The sequence below is a fragment of the Bacillus sp. BML-BC051 genome (genome assembly GCF_019656175.1).
GTDB lineage: Bacteria > Bacillota > Bacilli > Bacillales > Bacillaceae_G > Bacillus_A > Bacillus_A mobilis.
In genome coordinates this window covers 12,751-32,817 of the sequence record NZ_BPLI01000047.1, presented here as the reverse complement: position 1 = coordinate 32,817, position 20,067 = coordinate 12,751, and the positions used below count along the sequence as shown (strand labels likewise).

General features: G+C 35.3%; 18 protein-coding genes. 10 read left to right on the top strand and 8 right to left on the bottom strand.

Annotated elements, in window-relative coordinates:
* Window positions 1-29: 29 nt before the first annotated feature.
* A complete protein-coding gene (locus tag K5S59_RS19180) occupies window positions 30-1,685 on the bottom strand; it encodes a Na/Pi cotransporter family protein (protein ID WP_000456186.1) in 1,656 nt (551 codons plus the stop codon).
* Between the two features lie 346 nt (window positions 1,686-2,031).
* Entirely contained in the window at window positions 2,032-3,234 is a 1,203-nt protein-coding gene (locus tag K5S59_RS19175; protein WP_000503259.1) for an MFS transporter, read from the bottom strand.
* Window positions 3,235-3,552: 318 nt separating this feature from the next.
* Here K5S59_RS19175 and K5S59_RS19170 point away from each other — a divergent pair, with 318 nt between their 5' ends.
* The 7 genes from K5S59_RS19170 (at window position 3,553) to K5S59_RS19140 (ending at window position 10,119) form a co-directional block, all read left to right on the top strand.
* Window positions 3,553-4,641, top strand: a complete 1,089-nt coding sequence (locus K5S59_RS19170) for a DUF871 domain-containing protein (RefSeq protein WP_001253332.1) — start codon at window positions 3,553-3,555, stop codon at window positions 4,639-4,641.
* Between the two features lie 76 nt (window positions 4,642-4,717).
* Complete coding sequence (locus tag K5S59_RS19165; protein WP_120449518.1) at window positions 4,718-6,658, top strand: BglG family transcription antiterminator; 1,941 nt, start codon at window positions 4,718-4,720, stop codon at window positions 6,656-6,658.
* A gap of 111 nt (window positions 6,659-6,769) precedes the next feature.
* A complete protein-coding gene (locus tag K5S59_RS19160; RefSeq protein WP_000131338.1) occupies window positions 6,770-7,090 on the top strand; it encodes a PTS lactose/cellobiose transporter subunit IIA in 321 nt (106 codons plus the stop codon).
* Window position 7,091: 1 nt separating this feature from the next.
* Window positions 7,092-7,397 carry a PTS sugar transporter subunit IIB gene (locus K5S59_RS19155; protein ID WP_120449520.1) on the top strand — a complete coding sequence of 102 codons (306 nt, stop codon included), beginning with the start codon at window positions 7,092-7,094 and terminating at the stop codon, window positions 7,395-7,397.
* Window positions 7,398-7,479: 82 nt separating this feature from the next.
* Complete coding sequence (locus K5S59_RS19150; RefSeq protein ID WP_120449523.1) at window positions 7,480-8,790, top strand: PTS sugar transporter subunit IIC; 1,311 nt, start codon at window positions 7,480-7,482, stop codon at window positions 8,788-8,790.
* Window positions 8,766-9,044, top strand: a complete 279-nt coding sequence (locus K5S59_RS19145) for a hypothetical protein (RefSeq protein WP_000900031.1) — start codon at window positions 8,766-8,768, stop codon at window positions 9,042-9,044. Before K5S59_RS19150 ends, K5S59_RS19145 begins: the two co-directional genes overlap by 25 nt.
* Window positions 9,034-10,119 (top strand): DUF871 domain-containing protein, encoded by a 1,086-nt coding sequence (locus K5S59_RS19140; RefSeq protein ID WP_000440086.1) that lies wholly within the window; start codon window positions 9,034-9,036, stop codon window positions 10,117-10,119. The genes K5S59_RS19145 and K5S59_RS19140 overlap by 11 nt, the downstream gene beginning before the upstream one ends.
* 155 nt (window positions 10,120-10,274) lie before the next feature.
* On the opposite strand, the gene entC is transcribed toward K5S59_RS19140, so the two are convergent.
* From entC to K5S59_RS19120, 4 genes are all read right to left on the bottom strand, one after another.
* Window positions 10,275-11,612, bottom strand: coding sequence for a cell wall-binding protein EntC (gene entC / locus K5S59_RS19135; RefSeq protein ID WP_220784079.1), 1,338 nt, complete (start codon window positions 11,610-11,612; stop codon window positions 10,275-10,277).
* 448 nt (window positions 11,613-12,060) lie between these two features.
* Window positions 12,061-13,212 (bottom strand): ABC transporter permease, encoded by a 1,152-nt coding sequence (locus tag K5S59_RS19130; protein ID WP_407707397.1) that lies wholly within the window; start codon window positions 13,210-13,212, stop codon window positions 12,061-12,063.
* Window positions 13,213-13,238: 26 nt separating this feature from the next.
* Window positions 13,239-13,913: an ABC transporter ATP-binding protein gene (locus K5S59_RS19125; RefSeq protein ID WP_000609103.1), complete on the bottom strand. Its 675-nt coding sequence runs from the start codon at window positions 13,911-13,913 to the stop codon at window positions 13,239-13,241.
* A complete protein-coding gene (locus K5S59_RS19120; RefSeq protein ID WP_098872163.1) occupies window positions 13,910-15,016 on the bottom strand; it encodes an efflux RND transporter periplasmic adaptor subunit in 1,107 nt (368 codons plus the stop codon). The genes K5S59_RS19125 and K5S59_RS19120 overlap by 4 nt, the downstream gene beginning before the upstream one ends.
* Window positions 15,017-15,227: 211 nt before the next feature.
* On the opposite strand from K5S59_RS19120, the gene K5S59_RS19115 reads away from it, so the two are divergent.
* The 3 genes from K5S59_RS19115 (at window position 15,228) to K5S59_RS19105 (ending at window position 17,923) form a co-directional block, all read left to right on the top strand.
* A complete protein-coding gene (locus tag K5S59_RS19115; RefSeq protein WP_000388687.1) occupies window positions 15,228-15,962 on the top strand; it encodes a YwaF family protein in 735 nt (244 codons plus the stop codon).
* A gap of 88 nt (window positions 15,963-16,050) precedes the next feature.
* Window positions 16,051-16,917 carry an ABC transporter permease subunit gene (locus K5S59_RS19110; RefSeq protein ID WP_000239662.1) on the top strand — a complete coding sequence of 289 codons (867 nt, stop codon included), beginning with the start codon at window positions 16,051-16,053 and terminating at the stop codon, window positions 16,915-16,917.
* A gap of 1 nt (window position 16,918) precedes the next feature.
* Window positions 16,919-17,923, top strand: coding sequence for an ABC transporter permease (locus K5S59_RS19105; RefSeq protein WP_098872162.1), 1,005 nt, complete (start codon window positions 16,919-16,921; stop codon window positions 17,921-17,923).
* 38 nt (window positions 17,924-17,961) lie between these two features.
* Here the strand turns inward: K5S59_RS19105 and brnQ2 are convergent, their stop codons facing one another.
* Together brnQ2 and cotJC are read right to left on the bottom strand one after the other, a co-directional pair.
* Window positions 17,962-19,278, bottom strand: coding sequence for a branched-chain amino acid transport system II carrier protein BrnQ2 (brnQ2, locus tag K5S59_RS19100; protein WP_098872161.1), 1,317 nt, complete (start codon window positions 19,276-19,278; stop codon window positions 17,962-17,964).
* Between the two features lie 217 nt (window positions 19,279-19,495).
* Window positions 19,496-20,065, bottom strand: coding sequence for a spore coat protein CotJC (cotJC, locus tag K5S59_RS19095; RefSeq protein ID WP_000265273.1), 570 nt, complete (start codon window positions 20,063-20,065; stop codon window positions 19,496-19,498).
* Window positions 20,066-20,067: the final 2 nt, after the last annotated feature.

Genomic DNA, 20,067 nt, shown 5'->3' with positions numbered 1-20,067 from the left:
GAGACGCTTAAGTTAGCGTCTCTTTTTTATTATAATGATTGTTTTAAATTGATTTTACCTTGTTCACCTAAAACACCATCGGCAATATTTACAGCGTGATCACCAATACGCTCTAAGTTGCTTACCATATCAACATAGATGATACTTGCATCACCTGAACAGCTACGTTCGTTTAGACGTAATACGTGACGTTTACGAAGAACACGTTCCATTTGGTCAATTTTACGTTCTTTTGCAATAACCGTTTGCGCTAGTTCAGTGTCGAAGTTAGTCAAAGCATTGATTGCATCTTGTAATGTTGAAATTGTTAACTCAAGCATTTCATTTAATTCAGCTAGTGCTTCGTCTGATAGTGAAACACGGTTTGAAATTTGGAAATCTACAAGTTCTACAAGGTTTTCTACATGATCACCGACACGTTCAATATCTCCAACGACACCTGCTAGAACTGAATGTTTTTCGGAGTCTGTTGGTGAAAGTGGTTTTTCTGATAGTAAGACTAAATACTCGATAATTTTTTTATCTAAATTGTTAATAGCGCCCTCTAATTGAGTAGCCATATCAGCGTGCTTTTTGTCTTGTGTATTTAAGAACTGGTTTGCTTCTTTTAATCCATTTAATGAAAACTCAGCCATACGGATGATTTCTTTTTGAGCTTCTGTTAAGGCAATAGCTGGAGATTGCTCAATAAAGATTGGGTTTAAATGTTGTGGTTTGAAATCGATAGCAGAATCTTCACCACGAATAATTTTCGTTACAATCCATGCTAATACAGCAATGAATGGGAATTGTATTAGTGTATTCGTTACGTTAAATGTTCCGTGTGCAAATGCAATTGTCATTTCTGGATTTAAGTTTAATGACGTTTGGAAATATTGAATTAAATTCGTAAAAGGTATTAATAAAATTGTAAAGACAACTGTCCCGACGATATTAAAGATAACGTGAACTAATGCTGCACGTCTTGCGGCAATTGAAGTACCGATTGCTGCTAATACAGCTGTAATTGTTGTACCTATGTTATCACCGAACAATACAGGAAGCGAAGCTTTTAAATCGATTGCGCCTTGACCGAATAGTTCTTGTAAAATACCGATTGTTGCGCTTGAACTTTGTACAATTAAAGTGAACACTGTACCAACAACGATACCTAAAATTGGATTATCACTCATGCTAATCATTAATTCTTGGAATGATTCTAAAGAGCGAAGAGGCTTCATACCTGTGCTCATTAATTCTAAACCGAAGAATAACATACCAAAACCGAATATAACTTGTCCGAAAGAATGTACTTTTTTATTTTTAAAGAAGAATAGTAAGATAGCTCCAACTGCCATAATTGGAAGTGCGTATTCTCCGATTTTAATTCCGATAATAAATGCAGTAACTGTCGTTCCGATGTTCGCACCCATAATAACACCGATTGCTTGTCTTAATGTCATAAATCCGGCACTTACAAGTCCGACTGTTAAAGCGGTTGTTCCTGAACTTGATTGGATTAATACTGTAACTAACATACCTGCTAGTACACCCATAAGTGGGTTTGTTGTAAAGCGATCTAGAATATCGCGAAGACGATCTCCAGCTGCTTGTTGCAGTCCATCGCCCATGTATTTAATACCGAATAAGAAAATACCTAATCCACCAATGAACTGGAAGATCATATCTTGAATATTGTATTCCACGCATTCCACTCCTTAAATTTCATGTACGATGTAATTATTAACTAAACCTTGAGGGACTGTAAACGGTTTACTAGTAAAATTTACACTAAATTTACAAAGGGATAAAAAGTTTACAAATCTTTAAAGAAACAGCTGGATTTAATTGGTTTAACCCCTATATAGACAGTGTTTTTTGTAAAGAAATCACACTTTTTAGAATAGTATTGTTTAGTTGAATATGAAGGAAAGCGTCTGCGAGTTCATCGTATATTTTTTGATGAAAGTTAAAAAAATATGTAGAAAAATGATTTTATTAATTTATTTCTCGTTACTCATCCCGTTTTTGCACATAAAAAAAGCTACTGAATTATCCAGCAGCTTTTTCTCTGTTTTTATCTCCATACTTTTGCTTTCTTATACTTGTGATGTAAATGAACAGGAATGCAATAAGGAGTAGAGAGGAATAGCGATATACAGTTGCGTAGTTTGTAAAATGTGCAATGAATCCAAAAATAATTGCGCCAGCGCCAATTCCAAGGTCAAATGCTGAGAAGAATGTAGCTGTTGCGACTCCTCGTCGGTGCGGTGCTACTCGGTCAATCATCCATGCTTGTAGTGCAGGTTGAATCGCTCCAAAACCACTTCCGTAACATGCCGCTGCGATGATTAGACTCGGAATGGTAGTTGTATACGACAATAAAATAATACCTACAAACGTAATAATAACTCCTGGAATGATAACGAATGTATGACCTTTCGCATCGTATAACTTCCCAGAAAACGGACGAGTGACAGCGATTGCCAGTGCATTAAATAAGAAGAAGAGGCTAATATCAGCAATTCCGACTTCCGTAGCGAATAATGTAATAAAGCTCCCGATTCCTCCGTACATTAATGTAATACATAATATTAATAATGAAGGAAGTAAAGCTTTGCGCTCGATAAATCCATCGAGGAAGGTACCAGATGTTTGCTGTGGTGGTTGCGGCGATTTTTTGATTTGAAGTAGTTTCGTTAATATTAATGAAACTACTGTACAGGAAAGTGCACATAAAAAAAGAATTGTGAAGTTATATGTTTGCATCAGCCAAAGTCCGATAAGTGGACCAAGCGCCATTGCAATCGTTCCAGAAAGGCCGAAATATCCCATACCTTCACCGCGGCGAGCTTGCGGAATTAAATCTGAAACGACAGTCCCATATGTAGTCGTTGTAATACCAAAACCAGCTCCGTGTAAAATTCGAACGGCAAGCAATAGGAAGACGGTTGAAGCGAAAAGATAACTGCCCATAGCGAGTAAACAAATAGCAGTACCGATCATTAAAATGATTTTTTTGTTGAACTTTTGCAAGGCATTTCCAGTTAGCGGTCTAACAAAAAGTGCCGCCACGGTAAACATACCGACAACAAATCCGATATTGGAACTTGTGCCGCCAATTTCTTTCACATAAACAGGTAACGTAGGAATTAACATTTGAAATCCTAAAAACATACATAAGTTTGCTAGAATTAAAGCAACAAACTCTTTTGTCCATAATGGTTCTCGTTTTACGAGTATTGCTTCTCCCATATATTCATCCCCTATATAAAATTTCTCTGTTCTTTCGAGTATATGTATTGGTCAATGTAACAGTCAAGGAAGGTGCCTTGAAAACGTATAACAATTTTTGCAGTGAAAAAACTGACAAATTTGTGTAAAAGCTACACAACTATGAAAAAAAGATGTAAAGTATAGATGTATAGACTTGTAGTTGTTATGAATGATAGAAATTGTTTTTTCTTTAAAGAAAGCGGATTCAAAAAGTAGTGAATGAGAAGGGGATATATACTTTTTCACTACATATATTTGAAAAGGTTTACAAAACAATGAAGAAAGAGGCGTGTACATATGAGACGATTAGGTATTTCTATTTATCCAGAACATTCAACAGTAGAGAAAGATAAGGAATATTTAACATTAGCAAGTAAATACGGATTTAATCGTGTATTCACATGCTTATTGTCTGTAGATGGAGAAAAAGAGAAAATTATAGAAGAGTTTAAAGAAACGATCTCTCATGCAAATGCATTAGGGTTCCAAGTATTAGTTGATATTAGTCCATCTGTCTTTACACAATTAGGTATTTCATATAATGATTTATCGTTCTTCCATGAGCTAGGAGCGTACGGTATTCGTTTAGATGTCGGTTTCTCTGGCTTAGAAGAATCAATAATGACTTACAATCCATACGGCTTAAAAATTGAAATTAATATGAGTAATGGTACGAAATATGTAGATAACATCATGAGCCATAGACCAAACCGTGAAAATTTAATTGGTTGCCATAATTTTTATCCACATCGTTATTCAGGATTATCATACGATCATTTCATTAAATGCTCGAAACAATTTAAAGATTACGGTATGAGAACGGCTGCGTTTATTTCATCATTTGATGCAACATACGGACCTTGGCCAGTAACAGAAGGCTTATGTACGTTAGAGCAGCATCGTGAATTACCGATGACAACACAAGCGAAGCATTTATTTGCGACAGAATTAATTGATGATGTTATTATTGCGAACGCGTATGCATCAGAAGAAGAATTACAAGCACTAGGTGCATTGAATAAAGAAAAACAAACTTTTGATATAGAGTTATACGATACAACAACAAAATTAGAAAAAATTATTGTATTAGAGGAACCGCATTTTTATCGCGGAGATGTATCTGAATATATGATTCGCTCGACACAAAGTCGTGTGAAGTATAAGAAAGAAGAGTTCAAACCACATAATACACGCGAAATTAAACGCGGTGATCTTTTAATTGATAATGAACAGTATGGTCAATATAAAGGTGAGTTACAAATTGCTTTAAAAGATATGGTGAACACAGGAAAAACAAATGTAGTTGGCCGAATTGTAAAAGAAGAAATTTTCTTATTAGATTATTTACAAGCATGGGATAAATTCGGGTTTACATTAAAGAAATAGATTAAATAAAAAAGGAAAAAACTACTGACCTCAGCAGCTTTTTCCTTTTTATATATAAATTGTGAGAGGAAGAGCTATGACAAAAGTGCATCAGCGATTAGTTTCTATTTTAGAGGAGTTTTTAGAAGAGAAATCGATGTTAAATCGAGCTTTTTTAGCGAGCCGTTTACATGTATCAACGAAGACGATTCAAAAAGATATAAAGTTATTGAATGATATATTGGAAGAAAACGGAGCGAAAATTGAATCGCAAAGAGGGACTGGATACGAACTAGAAATTATACAAACGAAGAAGTTTGAAGAATTTTGCGTGAATCTATTTCAAAAACAGACGGAAAAGATCCCAACTTCTTATGAAGAAAGGATAGCGTACATTCTGCAACGTATTTTAACGACAGATGGGTATGTGAAGCTTTCACAGTTAGCAGAGGAGATTTATGTAAGTAAATCGACTGTAAATTTAATTATGAAAGATGTGACAGATATATGTGGTCGCTATAAATTACAAATTGAAAAGAGACCGTATTATGGTATACGTATTGTGGGAGAGGAGTTCAATATTCGTTCTTGTTTATCACAATATGGTTTACCGCGTTATGACCATACTCCGTTTCATGAGCAATTTGAGCAAAGTAATACATATGTATCGTTACCTCATATACCGCTTATCCGTTCGGTTATATTAAAGTATATTGAAGGAGGAACGATATATTTATCAGATATAGAAGTTGATAATTTAGTCATTCATATTGCGATCGCGTTAAAGCGTTGTGACGATCAACATTATATGAAAGGGCTAAATGCGGAGCAAGCTGAACTTATCATAAAGAAAGAATATAAAATTGCGAAAGAGATTTTAGGGGATTTAGAGAAAGCGTTACATCTTTCATTTCCAGAAGAAGAAGTTTTATATGTGACAATGCACTTATTAAGTACTGCTGTTACAGCAAAAGATCGTTATGAAAATGTGGAAGAATTATTAGGGAAAGATCTATATGCATTCATGCAACATATTCTTTTTAAAGTAGCGGAAGAACGGAATCTTATTTTTTATTATGATGAAGAATTATTATTTGGATTTGGTGTTCATTTAAAAACGTTATTAAACCGTTTGAAGTATAAGTTAAATACGAGAAATCCTCTATTGGCAGAAGTGAAAAAGAATTATCCGTATGCTTTTGAAATTGCGGTTCTCGTTGGAGATATAATTGGTGAATATACGGGAGAGTCGATTCCGGAAAGTGAAATTGGTTATATTGCGATTCACTTCGGCGGAGCGATGAGCCGTTTACAGGAAGAGAATCAAAAGAAAAGATGTTTATTAGTTTGTGCGACTGGTCAAGGCAGCGCCCAGCTATTAAAATATAAAATTTTATCACAGTTCCGAGATAAATTAGAGATTGTGGGAATTACAGGTTATTATCAATTGAAAGTGGAGGACCTTTATAAAGATAAAATAGATTGTATTATTAGTACGATTCATATACCGAGTGGCTTGCCTATTCCAGTTATAAAAGTGAACTCAATATTTGATGATAAAGAGATTAAGTTAATCGGTCAGCAATTGTTTACGCATGTGAATACTAGTGTGCAGCAATATATAAAGGAAGATTTAATCTTTTTAAATCATAGCGCTTCTACGAAAGAAGAAGTTATCCAATTTTTATGTGAGAAAGCCGCTGAGAAAAACTATGTACCAGAACACTTTTATGATTCTGTTATAGAAAGAGAGAATACATCTCCTACAGCGGTTGGGAATTTAGTTGCGATTCCTCATCCGATGCAGTTATTAAGTGAGAAAACATTTTTGATGTTTTGTACACTTGATAAAGCGGTTGACTGGGGAGATAAGAAAGTACAAGTTATCATTCTATTTAGTGTAAAGCGTAATAATAATGAGGATTTACAAAAGCTGTATGATTTTTTATATGATATTATGTCTAGTCAAAATACGATGGAGAAATTAGCTCAGGCTAAAGCGATTGAAGATTTTCAAGAGATATTATTATCGTTATAAGAAAAGTATGTAAAAACTTCCGTTACACAACGGAAGTTTTTTATGTTTAATTGTATGCGTTTTCATAATAAGATAACAATATAGAAAAAAGATAGCTTGGGGGAATTTAAAATGACTGATATGCAAACTCCATTTGCGTTAATTTTACATGGTGGCAACGCGAGAAGCGCGTCACTGGAAGCAATTGCTTTTGCAAGACAAGGAGATTTTGAGAATGCGAGTGAAAAGATGACACTTGCTAGTGAGGAAATTTCAGCAGCTCATCGCATTCAAACAGACTTAATTCAAGAAGAAGCAAGAGGAAATCATGCAGAAATCAGTTTACTGTTAGTGCATGCACAAGATCATTTAATGAATGCAATTACAGTGAAAGAACTTGCTGAAGAATTTATTACTCTTCATAAACGAGTAGAAGAGAAAGTGACAGTATAAGATGTACATTTTATTATGTTGTGCAGCAGGCATGTCAACGAGTATGGTTGTAAGAAAAATGCAAGAAGAGGCAATGAAACAGGGGAAGAATTATAAAATTAAAGCAGTTGATTCAGAACTTGTGAAACTGGAGATAAAAAATGCTGATGTTGTTTTAATCGGACCACAGGTGAAGTATTTGTTTCCAGCTGTAGAGTTTCTTGCGAACTCATACGATATACCGGTTGCAATTATAGAGCAACGAGATTATGGCATGTGTGACGGTTTAAAAGTATTGAAACAAGCAGAACAATTAGTTTTAGCATAATTATATTTTTTAAAATATAAACATTATAATGTTATAACTTTATTTCGTTCTTTCGTAGTAAAGAGAAAGAGGAGGGGTATTGATGAATGGTTTTATGAGTTTTATGGAACGAAAAATTATGCCAACAACGCAAAAGATTGCAGGACAACGACATTTATTAGCAATTCGAAACGGAGTTATTTCTACATTGCCGTTAACGATTGTCGGATCATTTTTCGTTATCTTTTTAAATTTACCAATTGATGCATATATGGAGTGGATTGCACCGTTTCGCCATATTTTAGATATTCCATTCCGATTTACAGTAGGTTTAATGGCGTTATACGCAGCATTTGGGGTAGGAGCTTCACTCGCGAATTTTTATCAGCTCAATCAGTTAAGTGCAGGATTGTTATCTGTACTTGCCTTTTTACTAGCATCAGTTGAACCAATTCAAATTACGAAAGCTGTACCAGGTGTTATTGATGCAGGTAGATACATTTCAGTAGGAACATTAAGTGCAACATCTTTATTCGGAGCAATTGTTACAGCTTTAATTGCAGTAGAAATTTATCACTTTATGATTAAGCATAATATCTCGATTAAATTACCAGATAGTGTACCACCAGCAGTTTCAAATTCGTTTGCAGCATTAATTCCAACTTTAGTCGTTATTCTTTTATTCTGGGGTATTCGTTACGGTTTAAAATTTGATGTAAATACAACAATCACATATTTAATCGCACCACTAAAATCCGTATTAGTAGGAAATAACTTATTCGGCGGTTTATTAACAGTATTCTTAATCGTGTTCTTCTGGTCATTCGGTATACATGGCCCTGCGATTTTAGGACCAATCATTCGTCCGATGTGGGATTCAGCAATTCTTGAAAATATGGAAGTATTCACAGCTACAGGAAATGCACATCAATTACCAAACTTATTTACAGAGCAATTTATTCAATGGTTCGTATGGATCGGTGGATCAGGCTCAACGTTAGCTTTAGTTATTATGTTTATGTTCTCTAAATCTAAGTTCCTAAAAGAGTTAGGTAGATTATCATTCGTGCCAGGCTTATTCAATATTAACGAACCGATTATTTTCGGGGCACCAATTGTAATGAACCCAATCTTAATTATTCCATTCGTTATTACACCGTTAGTGACAACGACAGTATCATATTTCGCAGTTGTTTCAGGGATGATTCCGCTAATGATGGCGAAATTGCCATTTACGATGTTAGCACCAATTGCAGCGGTTATTAGTACGGACTGGACAATTATGGCTGGTGTACTTGTACTTGTTAACTTTGTTATCTCATTCGTTATTTACTATCCGTTCTTCAAAATGTATGAGAAACAACAAGTAGCAGGAGAGGAGAAAGAAAAATGCTCGGAGCAATTATCATCTTAATTACATTCGTAGCGGGGCAGTGTATTGCACATTATTCAAAATGGGTACAAAGTAAATCTTTATTAGTTTTACTACTCGTATCAATTTTATTTATCGGTTGTTCAATGGGTGCCTATGTAATGTTAGGATTACAATCACCATACGTAATTATTGTACCAACGATTTTATGTGCAACATGTTTATCTGCAAAATATAGATTTACGAGCATGGCATTAATACAACGTGTGAAGGAGATGCAAAAGCATGGAGCGTAAATTAGGAATTTCACTTTATCCAGAGCATTCAACGAAAGAACAAGATATGGCATATATTTCGGCAGCGGCACGCCACGGTTTTTCAAGAATATTCACATGTCTATTATCTGTGAATCGTCCGAAAGAAGAGATTGTAGCTGAATTTAAAGAAATTATTAATCATGCAAAAGATCATAATATGGAAGTTATTTTAGATGTAGCTCCAGCGGTATTTGATCAACTTGGTATTAGCTATAGCGATCTATCATTCTTTGCGGAGTTAGGGGCAGATGGTATCCGTTTAGATTTAGGTTTCGACGGTTTAACGGAAGCGAAAATGACGAATAATCCGTACGGCTTAAAAATTGAACTGAACGTAAGTAACGATATTGCATACTTAGAAAATATCCTTTCGCATCAGGCGAATAAACCAGCTTTAATTGGTTGCCATAACTTTTATCCGCAAAAATTCACTGGTCTTCCGTATGATTATTTCATTCGCTGTAGTGAACGTTTTAAAAAACACGGTATTCGCACGGCAGCATTTATTACGTCACATGCAGCTAACATCGGTCCATGGGATATTAACGACGGATTATGTACGTTAGAAGAGCATCGTAACTTACCGATTGAAGTACAAGCGAAACATTTATGGGCGACAGGGCTTATTGATGATGTGATTATAGGAAATGCTTATGCGAGTGAAGAAGAGTTAGAGAAACTAGGAAACTTAAATCGTTACATGTTACAGCTAAAGGTACACTTTGTAGACGAAGCGACTGAAGTAGAGAAGAAAGCAACACTGCAAGAATTACACGTAAGACGTGGCGACATAACCGAATATATGGTGCGTTCTACAGAAGTGCGTAAAAAGTACAAAGACTATGACTTCCCAGTGCGCGAAAGTGTATTACAGGAAAGAGGGCAAGTTGTAATAGGTAACAACTCATTCGGAAAGTATAAAGGTGAACTGCAAATCATTCTAAAAGAAATGCCGATAGATGAACGGAAAAATATTGTCGGTACAATTGCAGAAGAAGAGTTATTCTTACTAGATTATGTAGGAGCTTGGACACAGTTTACTTGTGTGGAATAGAGAAGTGCAAGAAGAGGATGCTGTGGCATCCTCTTTTTTCTTTTGAAATGGTAGTCTATCGTATATAGAATTGGACGGGAGTGAAGGAGAAAGAATGTAAGAATCATAAAAAAAGAGTCAGCCTCAATAATGAGACTGACTCTTTTTTATACGAACTAGTTTAATACTTTAACTGTAACTGTTTTACGTCCCCAGTTACTAGATGTGCCTTTATCTGGCATTAAAACGTCGATTTTATTTCCTTTAATAGCTCCACCAGTATCACCAGCGATTGCTACTCCGTAACCTTCAACCCATACTTTTGAACCTAATGGAATGACACTTGGGTCAACTGCAATAAGTTTCATATTTGGATTAGCTGTTAAGTTGTGACCTAAAGCTGATTTTACTTGGTCGCCTGCTTTATAACCATTTTCAAGTGGATCTGCTGTGTAAGCTGTTGCTACAACGCGTAGTTCACGAGAAGATGAAGGTGCACTTGTTTCAGTTTCTTTTGCAACAGGTTGTTGTGTAGCAGGTTTTTGAGCTTCAGCTGCTTCTTGAGCTTTAGCTGCTTCACGAGCTTCAGCCGCTGCTTGAGCTTTAGCTGCTTCACGAGCTTTAGCTGCGTCCTCGGCTTTAGCCGCTGCTTGAGCTTCAGCTGCTGCTTGAGCTTTAGCTGCTTCACGAGCTTTAGCTGCCTCCTCGGTTTTAGCCGCTGCTTGAGCTTCAGCTGCTGCCTGAGCCTTAGCTTCTGCTTGAGCTTTAGCTGCTTCACGAGCTTTAGCTGCCTCCACGGCCTTAGCTTCTGCTTGAGCTTCAGCTGCTTCACGAGCTTTAGTTGCTTCTTGAGCTTTAGCTTTTGCTTGAGTTTCAGCTGCTTCACGAACTTTAGCTGTATCTTGAACTTTAGTTGTTTTTTCAGCTTTAACTACTGGTTGTACTTTAATTGGAGCTTTACCTGTTAAGTAAGGAACATGAACATAAGCTGTTTTTCCGTTATATTCAAATTGGATCCAATCATTTTCAACTTGGTGTGTTGTTTCAATTACATCATCTTGTTTCAATTTACCAAGAATTTCTGAGTCTGTGTTTGCACCAGCACGTACGTTTAATACGTTAGCTGTTACGTAGTAAGTGTCTTTTGTATAGTCAGCGCTAATGAAAGCTTCTTTACCGCTATTCAATTTCACTTTTGACCATCCGTTTTCTGTATGTAAAACATTTACTTTATATCCATCTAATAATTTTCCTACAACTTTTGATTCAGTAGTTGGGTTTTCTCGTACATTTAGTACATCAGTCGTTACGATTGTTTCTGCTTTAGCAGATGTTGTGAAAATCCCAAGACCAAAAACCGCTGCTGTTGCTATACCCATAAATTTTTTCATAATAGCCTCCATTGCATTTGTTTTCGTTGACCTCATTATAGCAACCATTATTTTCTTATTTGCGGAAAACATAAAATTACAAAGGTTTCGTAACGGGTCATTAATATTCTGTAATAATTCCAGTAATATCCTAAAAGCGCTTTCTTATAGTTTATAGGGGAGGTTAGAGCATACAATGCATAAAAAGAGGAGTATTTCAATTTCTAATCTGTTAATTATGTTTCGGTATTATTACGTAATTGTTTCGTAACCGTTACAAAAATGGCGTATTTTGCTGCTGGGACAGAAAAGTAGTTATGTAAAAATAACTATTTTGGTAGTGTAGAAATATAAATGAGGTAAAAATCAATGAAATATCGCTATAATTGTTACAAAATAAGTCGAGGTATGGAAAAAATTACGCCTTGATTTTAGTTTGTCACATATTATTTTTGCAATAATAGGATTCTATAATAGCTTTAGTACTTTACAATAGCTAAAGGTATGTATAACGTAAAACATATATAATAGAAGAAACACGATTTAATAGATAAATAAAAAAACGTAGGAGTGTAAATTCCTACGTTTTTGTTTATTCATATCGTAAACATTCAATTGGATCCAGTTTTGCAGCTTTGTTAGCTGGTAGTAGACCGAATATAATACCGATTAACATGGAGATACCTACTGCAAGAAGTCCAAGTTCTTTTGAGACAACGAGTGGCCATCCGGCAAAGATGGAAACGATCCAAGCGAAGAAGATACCGAGCATGAATCCGATGAATCCACCGAGTCCTGTTAAAATACAAGATTCAATTAAGAATTGTGTTAATACTTTACCGCGTGTTGCACCAAGTGCTTTACGAATACCAATCTCACGTGTACGTTCTGTTACAGATACAAGCATAATGTTCATTACGCCGATACCACCAACAAGTAATGAGATAGCAGCAATACCACCGAATACCATTTTCATCATACCGATTGATTCATCTAATTGCTTCGTAAATTCACCTAAGTCTTGTGCTTTGAATTTATTTTCAAATTTAGGAGCTTTCATTTCGTTTAAAACGGAAACGGCTTGTTTTTCTACACTTTTACGTTCTGTTGGTGAGGTCATTGTTAATTTTACAGAGTCATACTCAGTTACTCCTGAAATGACAGGGACATTTTCAAGTGACGTATACCCTTCAGGCATAGGCATTCCGAATTCATTTTTCGTTTCGTAAACACCGACTACCTTATACGGCTTTCCTTTTATATCAGTGTATAAGTTTGATTCCCAACCATTAAATAATTTATTGAAAGCTTCTTCATTTAATATAACAGCAGGGATTGCTTGTTTTAATTCGCTGTCGTTTAATTCGCGACCGTGAACTAATTTTATTTTCGAATCTGTCATGAAGTCGCCTGTTCCACCTATTAAATCAAGAGAGACATCTTTTGAACCAGAAGCTGCTTTTACTTTCATACGTACATCTGGATACACATCCTTAACGCCTGGAACAGTTTGAAGACGTTTTAGCATATCAGCTGTAATTTTGGCAATATCTGTTCCATAGTCAGAGTTGTCGTAGTAAATCGTTATTTCATTATCTTTTCCTTGGCCTAATTCTTTTTTAAACTTTGCGTTTGTACCATCACCCATTGAAATGATAGTAATAATGGCACTAATACCGATAATAATTCCTAGCATCGTTAAGATAGAACGCATTTTATGGGCAAAGATAGAGGAAAGGGCCATGCGTATATTTTCACTCGTGTTCAAAATTAACCTCTCCAATCTTGGACGATATTTCCGTCACGAATTACAATTTGACGTGCTGCAGCTTCCCCAATTTCACGATCGTGGGTAATCATAATGATTGTTGAGCCTTGTTTGTTTAATTCGTAAAAGAGGTCCATAATTTGTGTACTTGTTTTCGTATCAAGTGCCCCCGTAGGTTCATCGGCTAAAATGAACTTTGGATTATTTACAATTGCACGTGCAACTGCGACACGTTGTTTTTGTCCACCTGATAATTCGTTCGGTAAGTGAGTAGCGCGATCAGCTAAACCTACTTTTGTTAAAGCGGCTAATGAGCGCTCACGTCTTTCTTTTTTATCAACTCCAGCGTAAATAAGAGGTAGCTCTACATTTTGAAGTGCTGTAAGTCTCGGTAATAACATGAAGTTTTGGAATACGAATCCGATCTCCTTATTACGAACGCGTGCAAGTTCTGTTTCAGACATGTTTGAAATGTTTTGCCCAGCTAGTTCGTACGTACCTGTCGTTGGTTTATCTAAACAACCGATAATGTTCATTAATGTTGATTTACCAGAACCAGATGGTCCCATAATAGAAGTGAATTCTCCTTGGTTCAGTGTTACGTCAATTCCGTGTAATATTTGAACGGATTCTGCACCATTTTGGAAGGATTTCGTGATGCCTTTTAAGTTAATCATTCAACGACAACCTCCATACCATCTTTTAAGTCTTTTTCAGGTTTAGAGATAATTTGTTCTCCTTTTTTCACTCCAGCAACTTTTGCTTCGCTATCAGTCTCGAATTCAACAGTAACTGCTTGTTCTTTCGCTTTACCGTCTTTTACAACGAAGACAACATTTTTGTCACCTTTTTTTACGATGCTGCTTTTCGGAACAATTGTACCAGTTGCTTCGCCAGATTTACTTGTTACGTAAACGTGGAAGCCGTTTTGTAATTCTTCACTGTTGTCTAATGTAACAGTAAATTGATAGTTAGAAACAGTTTTGTTTTCGTCCATGCTCTTTAATGGTGTAGAACCGATTTCTGTTACTTTTCCTGTCCAAGTCTTACCAGCGACCGTTTTTGAGGAAACAGTTACTTCTTGCCCAACTTTCATACTAGCAAGCTCATATTCAGAAAGTTGACCTTTTACTTTAAATGGACCAGCATGACGAAGTGTAATGCCGCTCATACCTGTTTTTTCATCAGCAGTTTTTACGATATCATCAATTACGCCATCAGTAGGGCTCGTTACAGAAAGTGTGTTTACTTTCTCTTTTGCTGCTTTAATCATTTCATCAGATTTTTCAACTTCAAACTTTTTCATTTCAAGTTGTGATTCTAATTGTTGTACTTCGATTTCTGATGCTTTTAATGCTTCAGCAGGAAGGCCCGCATTTTTCTCTTTTTGTAATTTTTGTTTCGCTGCATCAATTTGTTTTTGGAACAATGTTACTTCTTTTTGTGCGATTTTCTTTTGCATTTCTGCTTCTGTTACACCTTGTTTCGCAGTAGGGTCATTATATTTAAAAAGGAGTTGCCCTTTTTTTACTTCATCACCTTTTTTTATAGCTAATTCATACGTACCTTTTGTTGGATCAAATGAAATTGTTTCGATGCCGTTTGGAATGACTTCACCGCCAAATTTTTGCGCGTTTTCAATTTGTTTTTCTGTTACTTTATATCCGCTATATGCCATTGCTACTTCTGAACCACCGCCACCAGCAAATGCAAAATATGATCCAGCTGCAATACCGATTGCTACTACACTAGTAATTAACACTTTATTTTTCTTCTTCATCTATTTATCACCTTTTCGTTCGTTTTAGTATCTACATTCAGTATAAAAGAGGTGAAGAATCTGACAAATCGTTTTAGCTTACAATAACCTTACAGTTTTGTAAGGTATGAATATGTAAATGTAAGGTAGAGTTTGTCCAAGTGTGAGCAAATGAATTGACTCGTTGTTTCTTTCTTACAATAATATTGTATGAAGGAGAGGAGGAGGCAAGATGGAAGCTTATTTTAGTGCGCATCCATTAAAACCATTTATTCCCTACTCAAGGCAACATGCCATTATATTATTTATTATGTTGGTGGGAATCGTTTTTTTATATCAATACCAAGATGTATTACGTCAAAATGAGTGGAATATAACGGTTCGATATGCGATTGCATTTTTATTTATAGGGAGTGAAATTGGACTGCATATGTGGGAGTGGAAAGCAGGGATTTTTGAGCTAGCCACTTCATTACCGTTTGAGTTATGTACGATTAGTTTATTATTAGCGTCGATTATGATTATAACGAAAAGTTATCGCATATATGAGATTGTATTTTTCACAGGAATTATTGGTGCATCACAAGCCATTTTAACACCGAACTTGCAGTATGCTTTTCCGCATTTTCGATTTATGGAATATTTTATCGCGCATATATTGCTCATTTGGGCACCGCTCTTTATGACTTGGGTAGAAGGGTATCGTCCTACATTACAATCTATTAAACGTACGATGATCTTTTTAAACATATTGATTCCGATTGTTTCGTTTGTAAATTACAAAACAGGTGGTAATTATATGTTTTTAGCTCATAAGCCAGAAACAGCTTCCTTACTTGATATGTTAGGACCGCATCCTTACTATATTATTTCATTAGAAATAGCTGCGCTTATTGGATGTTTTATTTTATATATGCCATTTGCGAAAAGAGAAAAACAGTTACACAAAGAATCGTTAGGGTCATAACCTAGCGATTTTTCATGTATTAAATATTTACAATTCAGAAAATTAAGAATAAAATTAAGGGGTAAATTATAGAGAGAGAAGGGCGAAAATGGTCAAAAAAGTATTTTTGAATGGGATGGAAGTGACGTTTCAATTTCTTATTTCGATTTTGGGTATTATTTGTTTAGGCACATTGCCGAAACTATTTTATGGATTTGAGCTGCATGCATCACAGTACATAAAGAGTTTACAAGAAGTGTTTGTGAATTTAATGGACATCTCCAATTTTAAATATGTGGGAGATAAATTTTTATTTCCACAGTTGTTTGTCCATTATAAAGAAACAATTATTATATTTTTAGCTGCTTTTTTCATTTCATTATTTGTAGCATTTTGTATTGTTTATGTAATTATGAGTAGTTCACCACGTATACAACATCGAATTAAATCATTTCTTATCTTCCTAGAATCCATTCCAGATATCCTTCTTATTTTAGTATCACAAATTTTAGTTGTATGGTTTTTTAAACAAACAGGTTTTTTACCTTTTCAAATTGCTTCAATTGGAGGCGAGTCGATTAGGGGGTTGCCAATATTGTGTTTGAGCATCCCGACTACGATTATGTTTGTAAAAATGGTCGTGCTTCGTTTTGAAAATGAACTAGAAAAAGATTATGTACTATTTGCTAAGGCGAAAGGGCTGGGGCGCTTTCATATTTTAAATCGTCATATTTTACGAAATGTGTTGCTTAGTACATTATTCTTTGCGAAAACGAATATCTTTTTTATGTTATCTAATTTATATATTATAGAATGGATTTTTAATACGGGTGGTATTTTTATGTTTTTGAAATCGTATTTCGGTATTAGAGTTGAGGTTTTCATCGTTAGTGTGCTTCTTATATATATTCCGATTTTTATTTTATTTAAATTGTTTCATTATCTCATTCCGGCTGCGATGAAGGAGAGATTATAATATGTGGACGTATATAAAACGCGATAAAAGATTTTGGATAAGCATTGGGTTTCTTCTCCTATTAGTTCTTTTGAGCATCGGAAATACGTTATGGAATGATGGACATATTAGACAAGTTACATTGCAATATGATGCGGATGAAAATCCACAAGTGCCACCGTTTCCACCTTCATTACAATTTTTACTCGGGACAGACCGGAAAGGGTATGACCTGTTACATTTAGTCATTGAGGGCGCGAAGTGGACGATTGGTATATCTATTTTAATTGCGGCACTTAGAATGGTAATAGGTGTGTTTTTCGGTGTCGTACTCGGAACGTATATAAAAAGAGGATTTTCAAAAATTGAGGCTTTCTTTGATAGTTTTACAGTTATTCCGACAGTTATGATTGCGTATTTTTTTCTTCAATCTGCAAATGCATTTGGAAGCGGAGAGGAGACAACAACCTTTTTTGAAAGGGCTTCGTTTCAAGTGGTATTACTTGTACTGCTTGTAATGCCAGTTATTGCACTGTATGTTGCGAAGGAAGTTCGTAAATTGCGAACGGAAGAATTTGTTGATGCCGCACGCATATTAGGTGGATCGAGAAGACATATTGTTATAAAACATCTTTTTCCGCACCTCTATATGACGTTTATACTCGTATTTCTTCAGCAGTTTACGCAGACTCTTACTATTTTACTGCACTTAGGATTACTTGAAGTGTTCTTTGGTGGGACTGTAATGTTTGGTGGACAAATAAAAGAGGTGGAATCTTATACGCATGAATGGTCAGGTTTAATTGGAGTATACTTTAGGTCATTAACAGTGAATCCGTGGATTCCGCTTGTTCCGATTACATTTTTTGGACTTACTATTTTTTCAGGAAATATGATTGTAAAAAGTATAGAAGAGGCGATGATGAAAGTAAGGTTAGGAGGAGAGATAAAGAAGACGGATGTAGAAGAGGATCAATCTGCTGTGCAGTCAAAAGAAGAGTTATTTACTTTTAAACATACGATGTGAAAAGAAGCAAGCATGTATTTCATGCTTGCTTCTTTTCTTTATTTTGTAGAAACTTCACCTTCAGCTTCTGTTTGCGGAATATAGTATCCGATTATACCACCGATGATTGCTGGAATAATCCAGCCGATTCCTAAGTTATAAAACGGAATAGTGTGTACGATATTAGTGATAAAACCTGGTATCAATTCCACATTATCAAGTGCATGAATACAGCTAATAATGAATGCTGCGATCATTGCTCCGATGTAGACAGAAGGTTTACGTTTCGTATATTTATCAATAAATGATACGAAAATTAAAATGATTGTAATTGGATACAAAATGATTAATACAGGTAATGTAATTTTAATTAATAAACTTAAACCTAAGTTTGAAATCACGAAGCTAAAGATACAAACGTATAGTACGAGTTTCTTATATGAAACATTTGTTAGTACTGTTGCGAAATAGTTGGCGAATGCACTTACAACACCAATTGCTGTCGTTAAACAAGCGAAGATAATGGCGATACTTAATAAAACATTACCGCTTGTCCCAAAGAATTGATACATAACAGTAGCTAATAGTTGACCACCGTTTTCGAATTGTCCTAGATTGCCGTTTGAAGCGCCGATATAACCGAGTAAGAAATAAACAATTGTTAAGAATAGGGCTGCAATGCTCCCGCAAATAATTGTATATTTTGCAATCGATTTCTTCTCTTGTATACCATTTTGGCGAATTGCATTTACAACAATTGTTGATAATACAAGTGCTCCAATTGCATCTAACGTTAAAAATCCTTCAAGAAATCCTTTGAAAAATGGAATTTCTTTATAGTCACCAATAGGTTCTGCAAACGTTCCTGGTGAAAGAATCGCTTTTGTTGCCATAATTGCAATAATTCCAAGTAAAATTGGCGTTAATATTTTTCCGATATGATCTACTAATTTTGATGGATTTAATGATAAGAAGTAGACGACTGTAAAGAAAATCGCACTAAAGATTAACATAGAGTACCATTGGTCCGGGAAAAGTGGTGCAATCCCAATTTCGTAAGATACAGATCCAGTTCGTGGAATAACAAATAGTGGGCCGATTGAAAGATAAATAATGATAGCGAATATTGCTGCAAATTTTGGATGAACACGGCTTGCTAAAGTGTTAAAACTACCACCGGCAAGGGCAACAGCGACGATAGCTAGTAAAGATAAACCGACGTCTGTAATAATAAATCCTGTAATGGAGACCCACATATTTTCTCCGGAAGAAAGACCGAGAAGGGGCGGGAAAATCATATTACCAGCACCGAAGAAAACTGCGAATAGTAATAAACTAATCGAAAGTATTTGCGCTGGTTTTAAAGTTGTACGCATATAAAGAAAATCCTCCTAATGAGTATTTTTGTCGAAAATTCAAACAATTTGTCGAGTAACTGTTACTATTTTAAAGGTCTGATGACTAGAAAGCAATAGGGAATTTTGAAAAAATTAAAAAATAATGCATTAAATCGAATAAATATACTATTTATATGTTTAATAGGAAGGATTTAACTTTAAACGTAAAAAAACACATACCGCTAGGATACGTGTTTTAAAAAAATATTTTTTTATCACGTTCTTCTTTTAAAATTTCTACCGCTTCTCGGAAACGTTGTGAATGGACAATTTCTCGTTCACGTAAGAAGCGTAGGCTGTCATTTATATCTGGATCATCTGATAAGTTAATAAGCCATTGATATGTTGCGCGTGCTTTTTCTTCAGCCGCAATATCCTCATATAGATCGGCAATTGGATCACCTTTAGCTTGTATATAGGTTGCAGTAAATGGAACACCAGCAGCGTTATGGTAGTGAAGTGCACTATCATGATCAGCGTAATGAGGGTCAAGACCAGCAGCTTTCATTTGTTCAGGAGTCGCATCTTTCGTCAGCTTATAAACCATCGTAGCAATCATTTCAAGATGTGCAAATTCTTCTGTACCAATATCAGTAAGGAGACCAATGACTTTATCAGGAATTGTATAACGTTGATTTAAGTAACGGAGTGCAGCAGCTAATTCTCCATCTGCACCGCCATATTGCTCAATTAATAATTTTGCAAGTGCTGGATTGCAAGTTCCCACTTTAACGGGGTATTGTAATTTCTTTTCATAAATCCACATAG

Coding starts and splice junctions, on each gene's coding strand:
- K5S59_RS19170 (WP_001253332.1), top strand. CDS start 3,553: ATGAGACGATTAGGTATTTCTATTTATCCAGAACATTCAACAGTAGAG.
- K5S59_RS19155 (WP_120449520.1), top strand. CDS start 7,092: ATGTACATTTTATTATGTTGTGCAGCAGGCATGTCAACGAGTATGGTT.
- K5S59_RS19150 (WP_120449523.1), top strand. CDS start 7,480: ATGAATGGTTTTATGAGTTTTATGGAACGAAAAATTATGCCAACAACG.
- K5S59_RS19165 (WP_120449518.1), top strand. CDS start 4,718: ATGACAAAAGTGCATCAGCGATTAGTTTCTATTTTAGAGGAGTTTTTA.
- K5S59_RS19175 (WP_000503259.1), bottom strand. CDS start 3,234: ATGGGAGAAGCAATACTCGTAAAACGAGAACCATTATGGACAAAAGAG.
- cotJC (WP_000265273.1), bottom strand. CDS start 20,065: ATGTGGATTTATGAAAAGAAATTACAATACCCCGTTAAAGTGGGAACT.
- K5S59_RS19130 (WP_407707397.1), bottom strand. CDS start 13,212: ATGGCCCTTTCCTCTATCTTTGCCCATAAAATGCGTTCTATCTTAACG.
- K5S59_RS19145 (WP_000900031.1), top strand. CDS start 8,766: ATGCTCGGAGCAATTATCATCTTAATTACATTCGTAGCGGGGCAGTGT.
- K5S59_RS19115 (WP_000388687.1), top strand. CDS start 15,228: ATGGAAGCTTATTTTAGTGCGCATCCATTAAAACCATTTATTCCCTAC.
- K5S59_RS19120 (WP_098872163.1), bottom strand. CDS start 15,016: ATGAAGAAGAAAAATAAAGTGTTAATTACTAGTGTAGTAGCAATCGGT.
- K5S59_RS19160 (WP_000131338.1), top strand. CDS start 6,770: ATGACTGATATGCAAACTCCATTTGCGTTAATTTTACATGGTGGCAAC.
- K5S59_RS19110 (WP_000239662.1), top strand. CDS start 16,051: ATGGTCAAAAAAGTATTTTTGAATGGGATGGAAGTGACGTTTCAATTT.
- K5S59_RS19140 (WP_000440086.1), top strand. CDS start 9,034: ATGGAGCGTAAATTAGGAATTTCACTTTATCCAGAGCATTCAACGAAA.
- brnQ2 (WP_098872161.1), bottom strand. CDS start 19,278: ATGCGTACAACTTTAAAACCAGCGCAAATACTTTCGATTAGTTTATTA.
- K5S59_RS19125 (WP_000609103.1), bottom strand. CDS start 13,913: ATGATTAACTTAAAAGGCATCACGAAATCCTTCCAAAATGGTGCAGAA.
- K5S59_RS19105 (WP_098872162.1), top strand. CDS start 16,919: ATGTGGACGTATATAAAACGCGATAAAAGATTTTGGATAAGCATTGGG.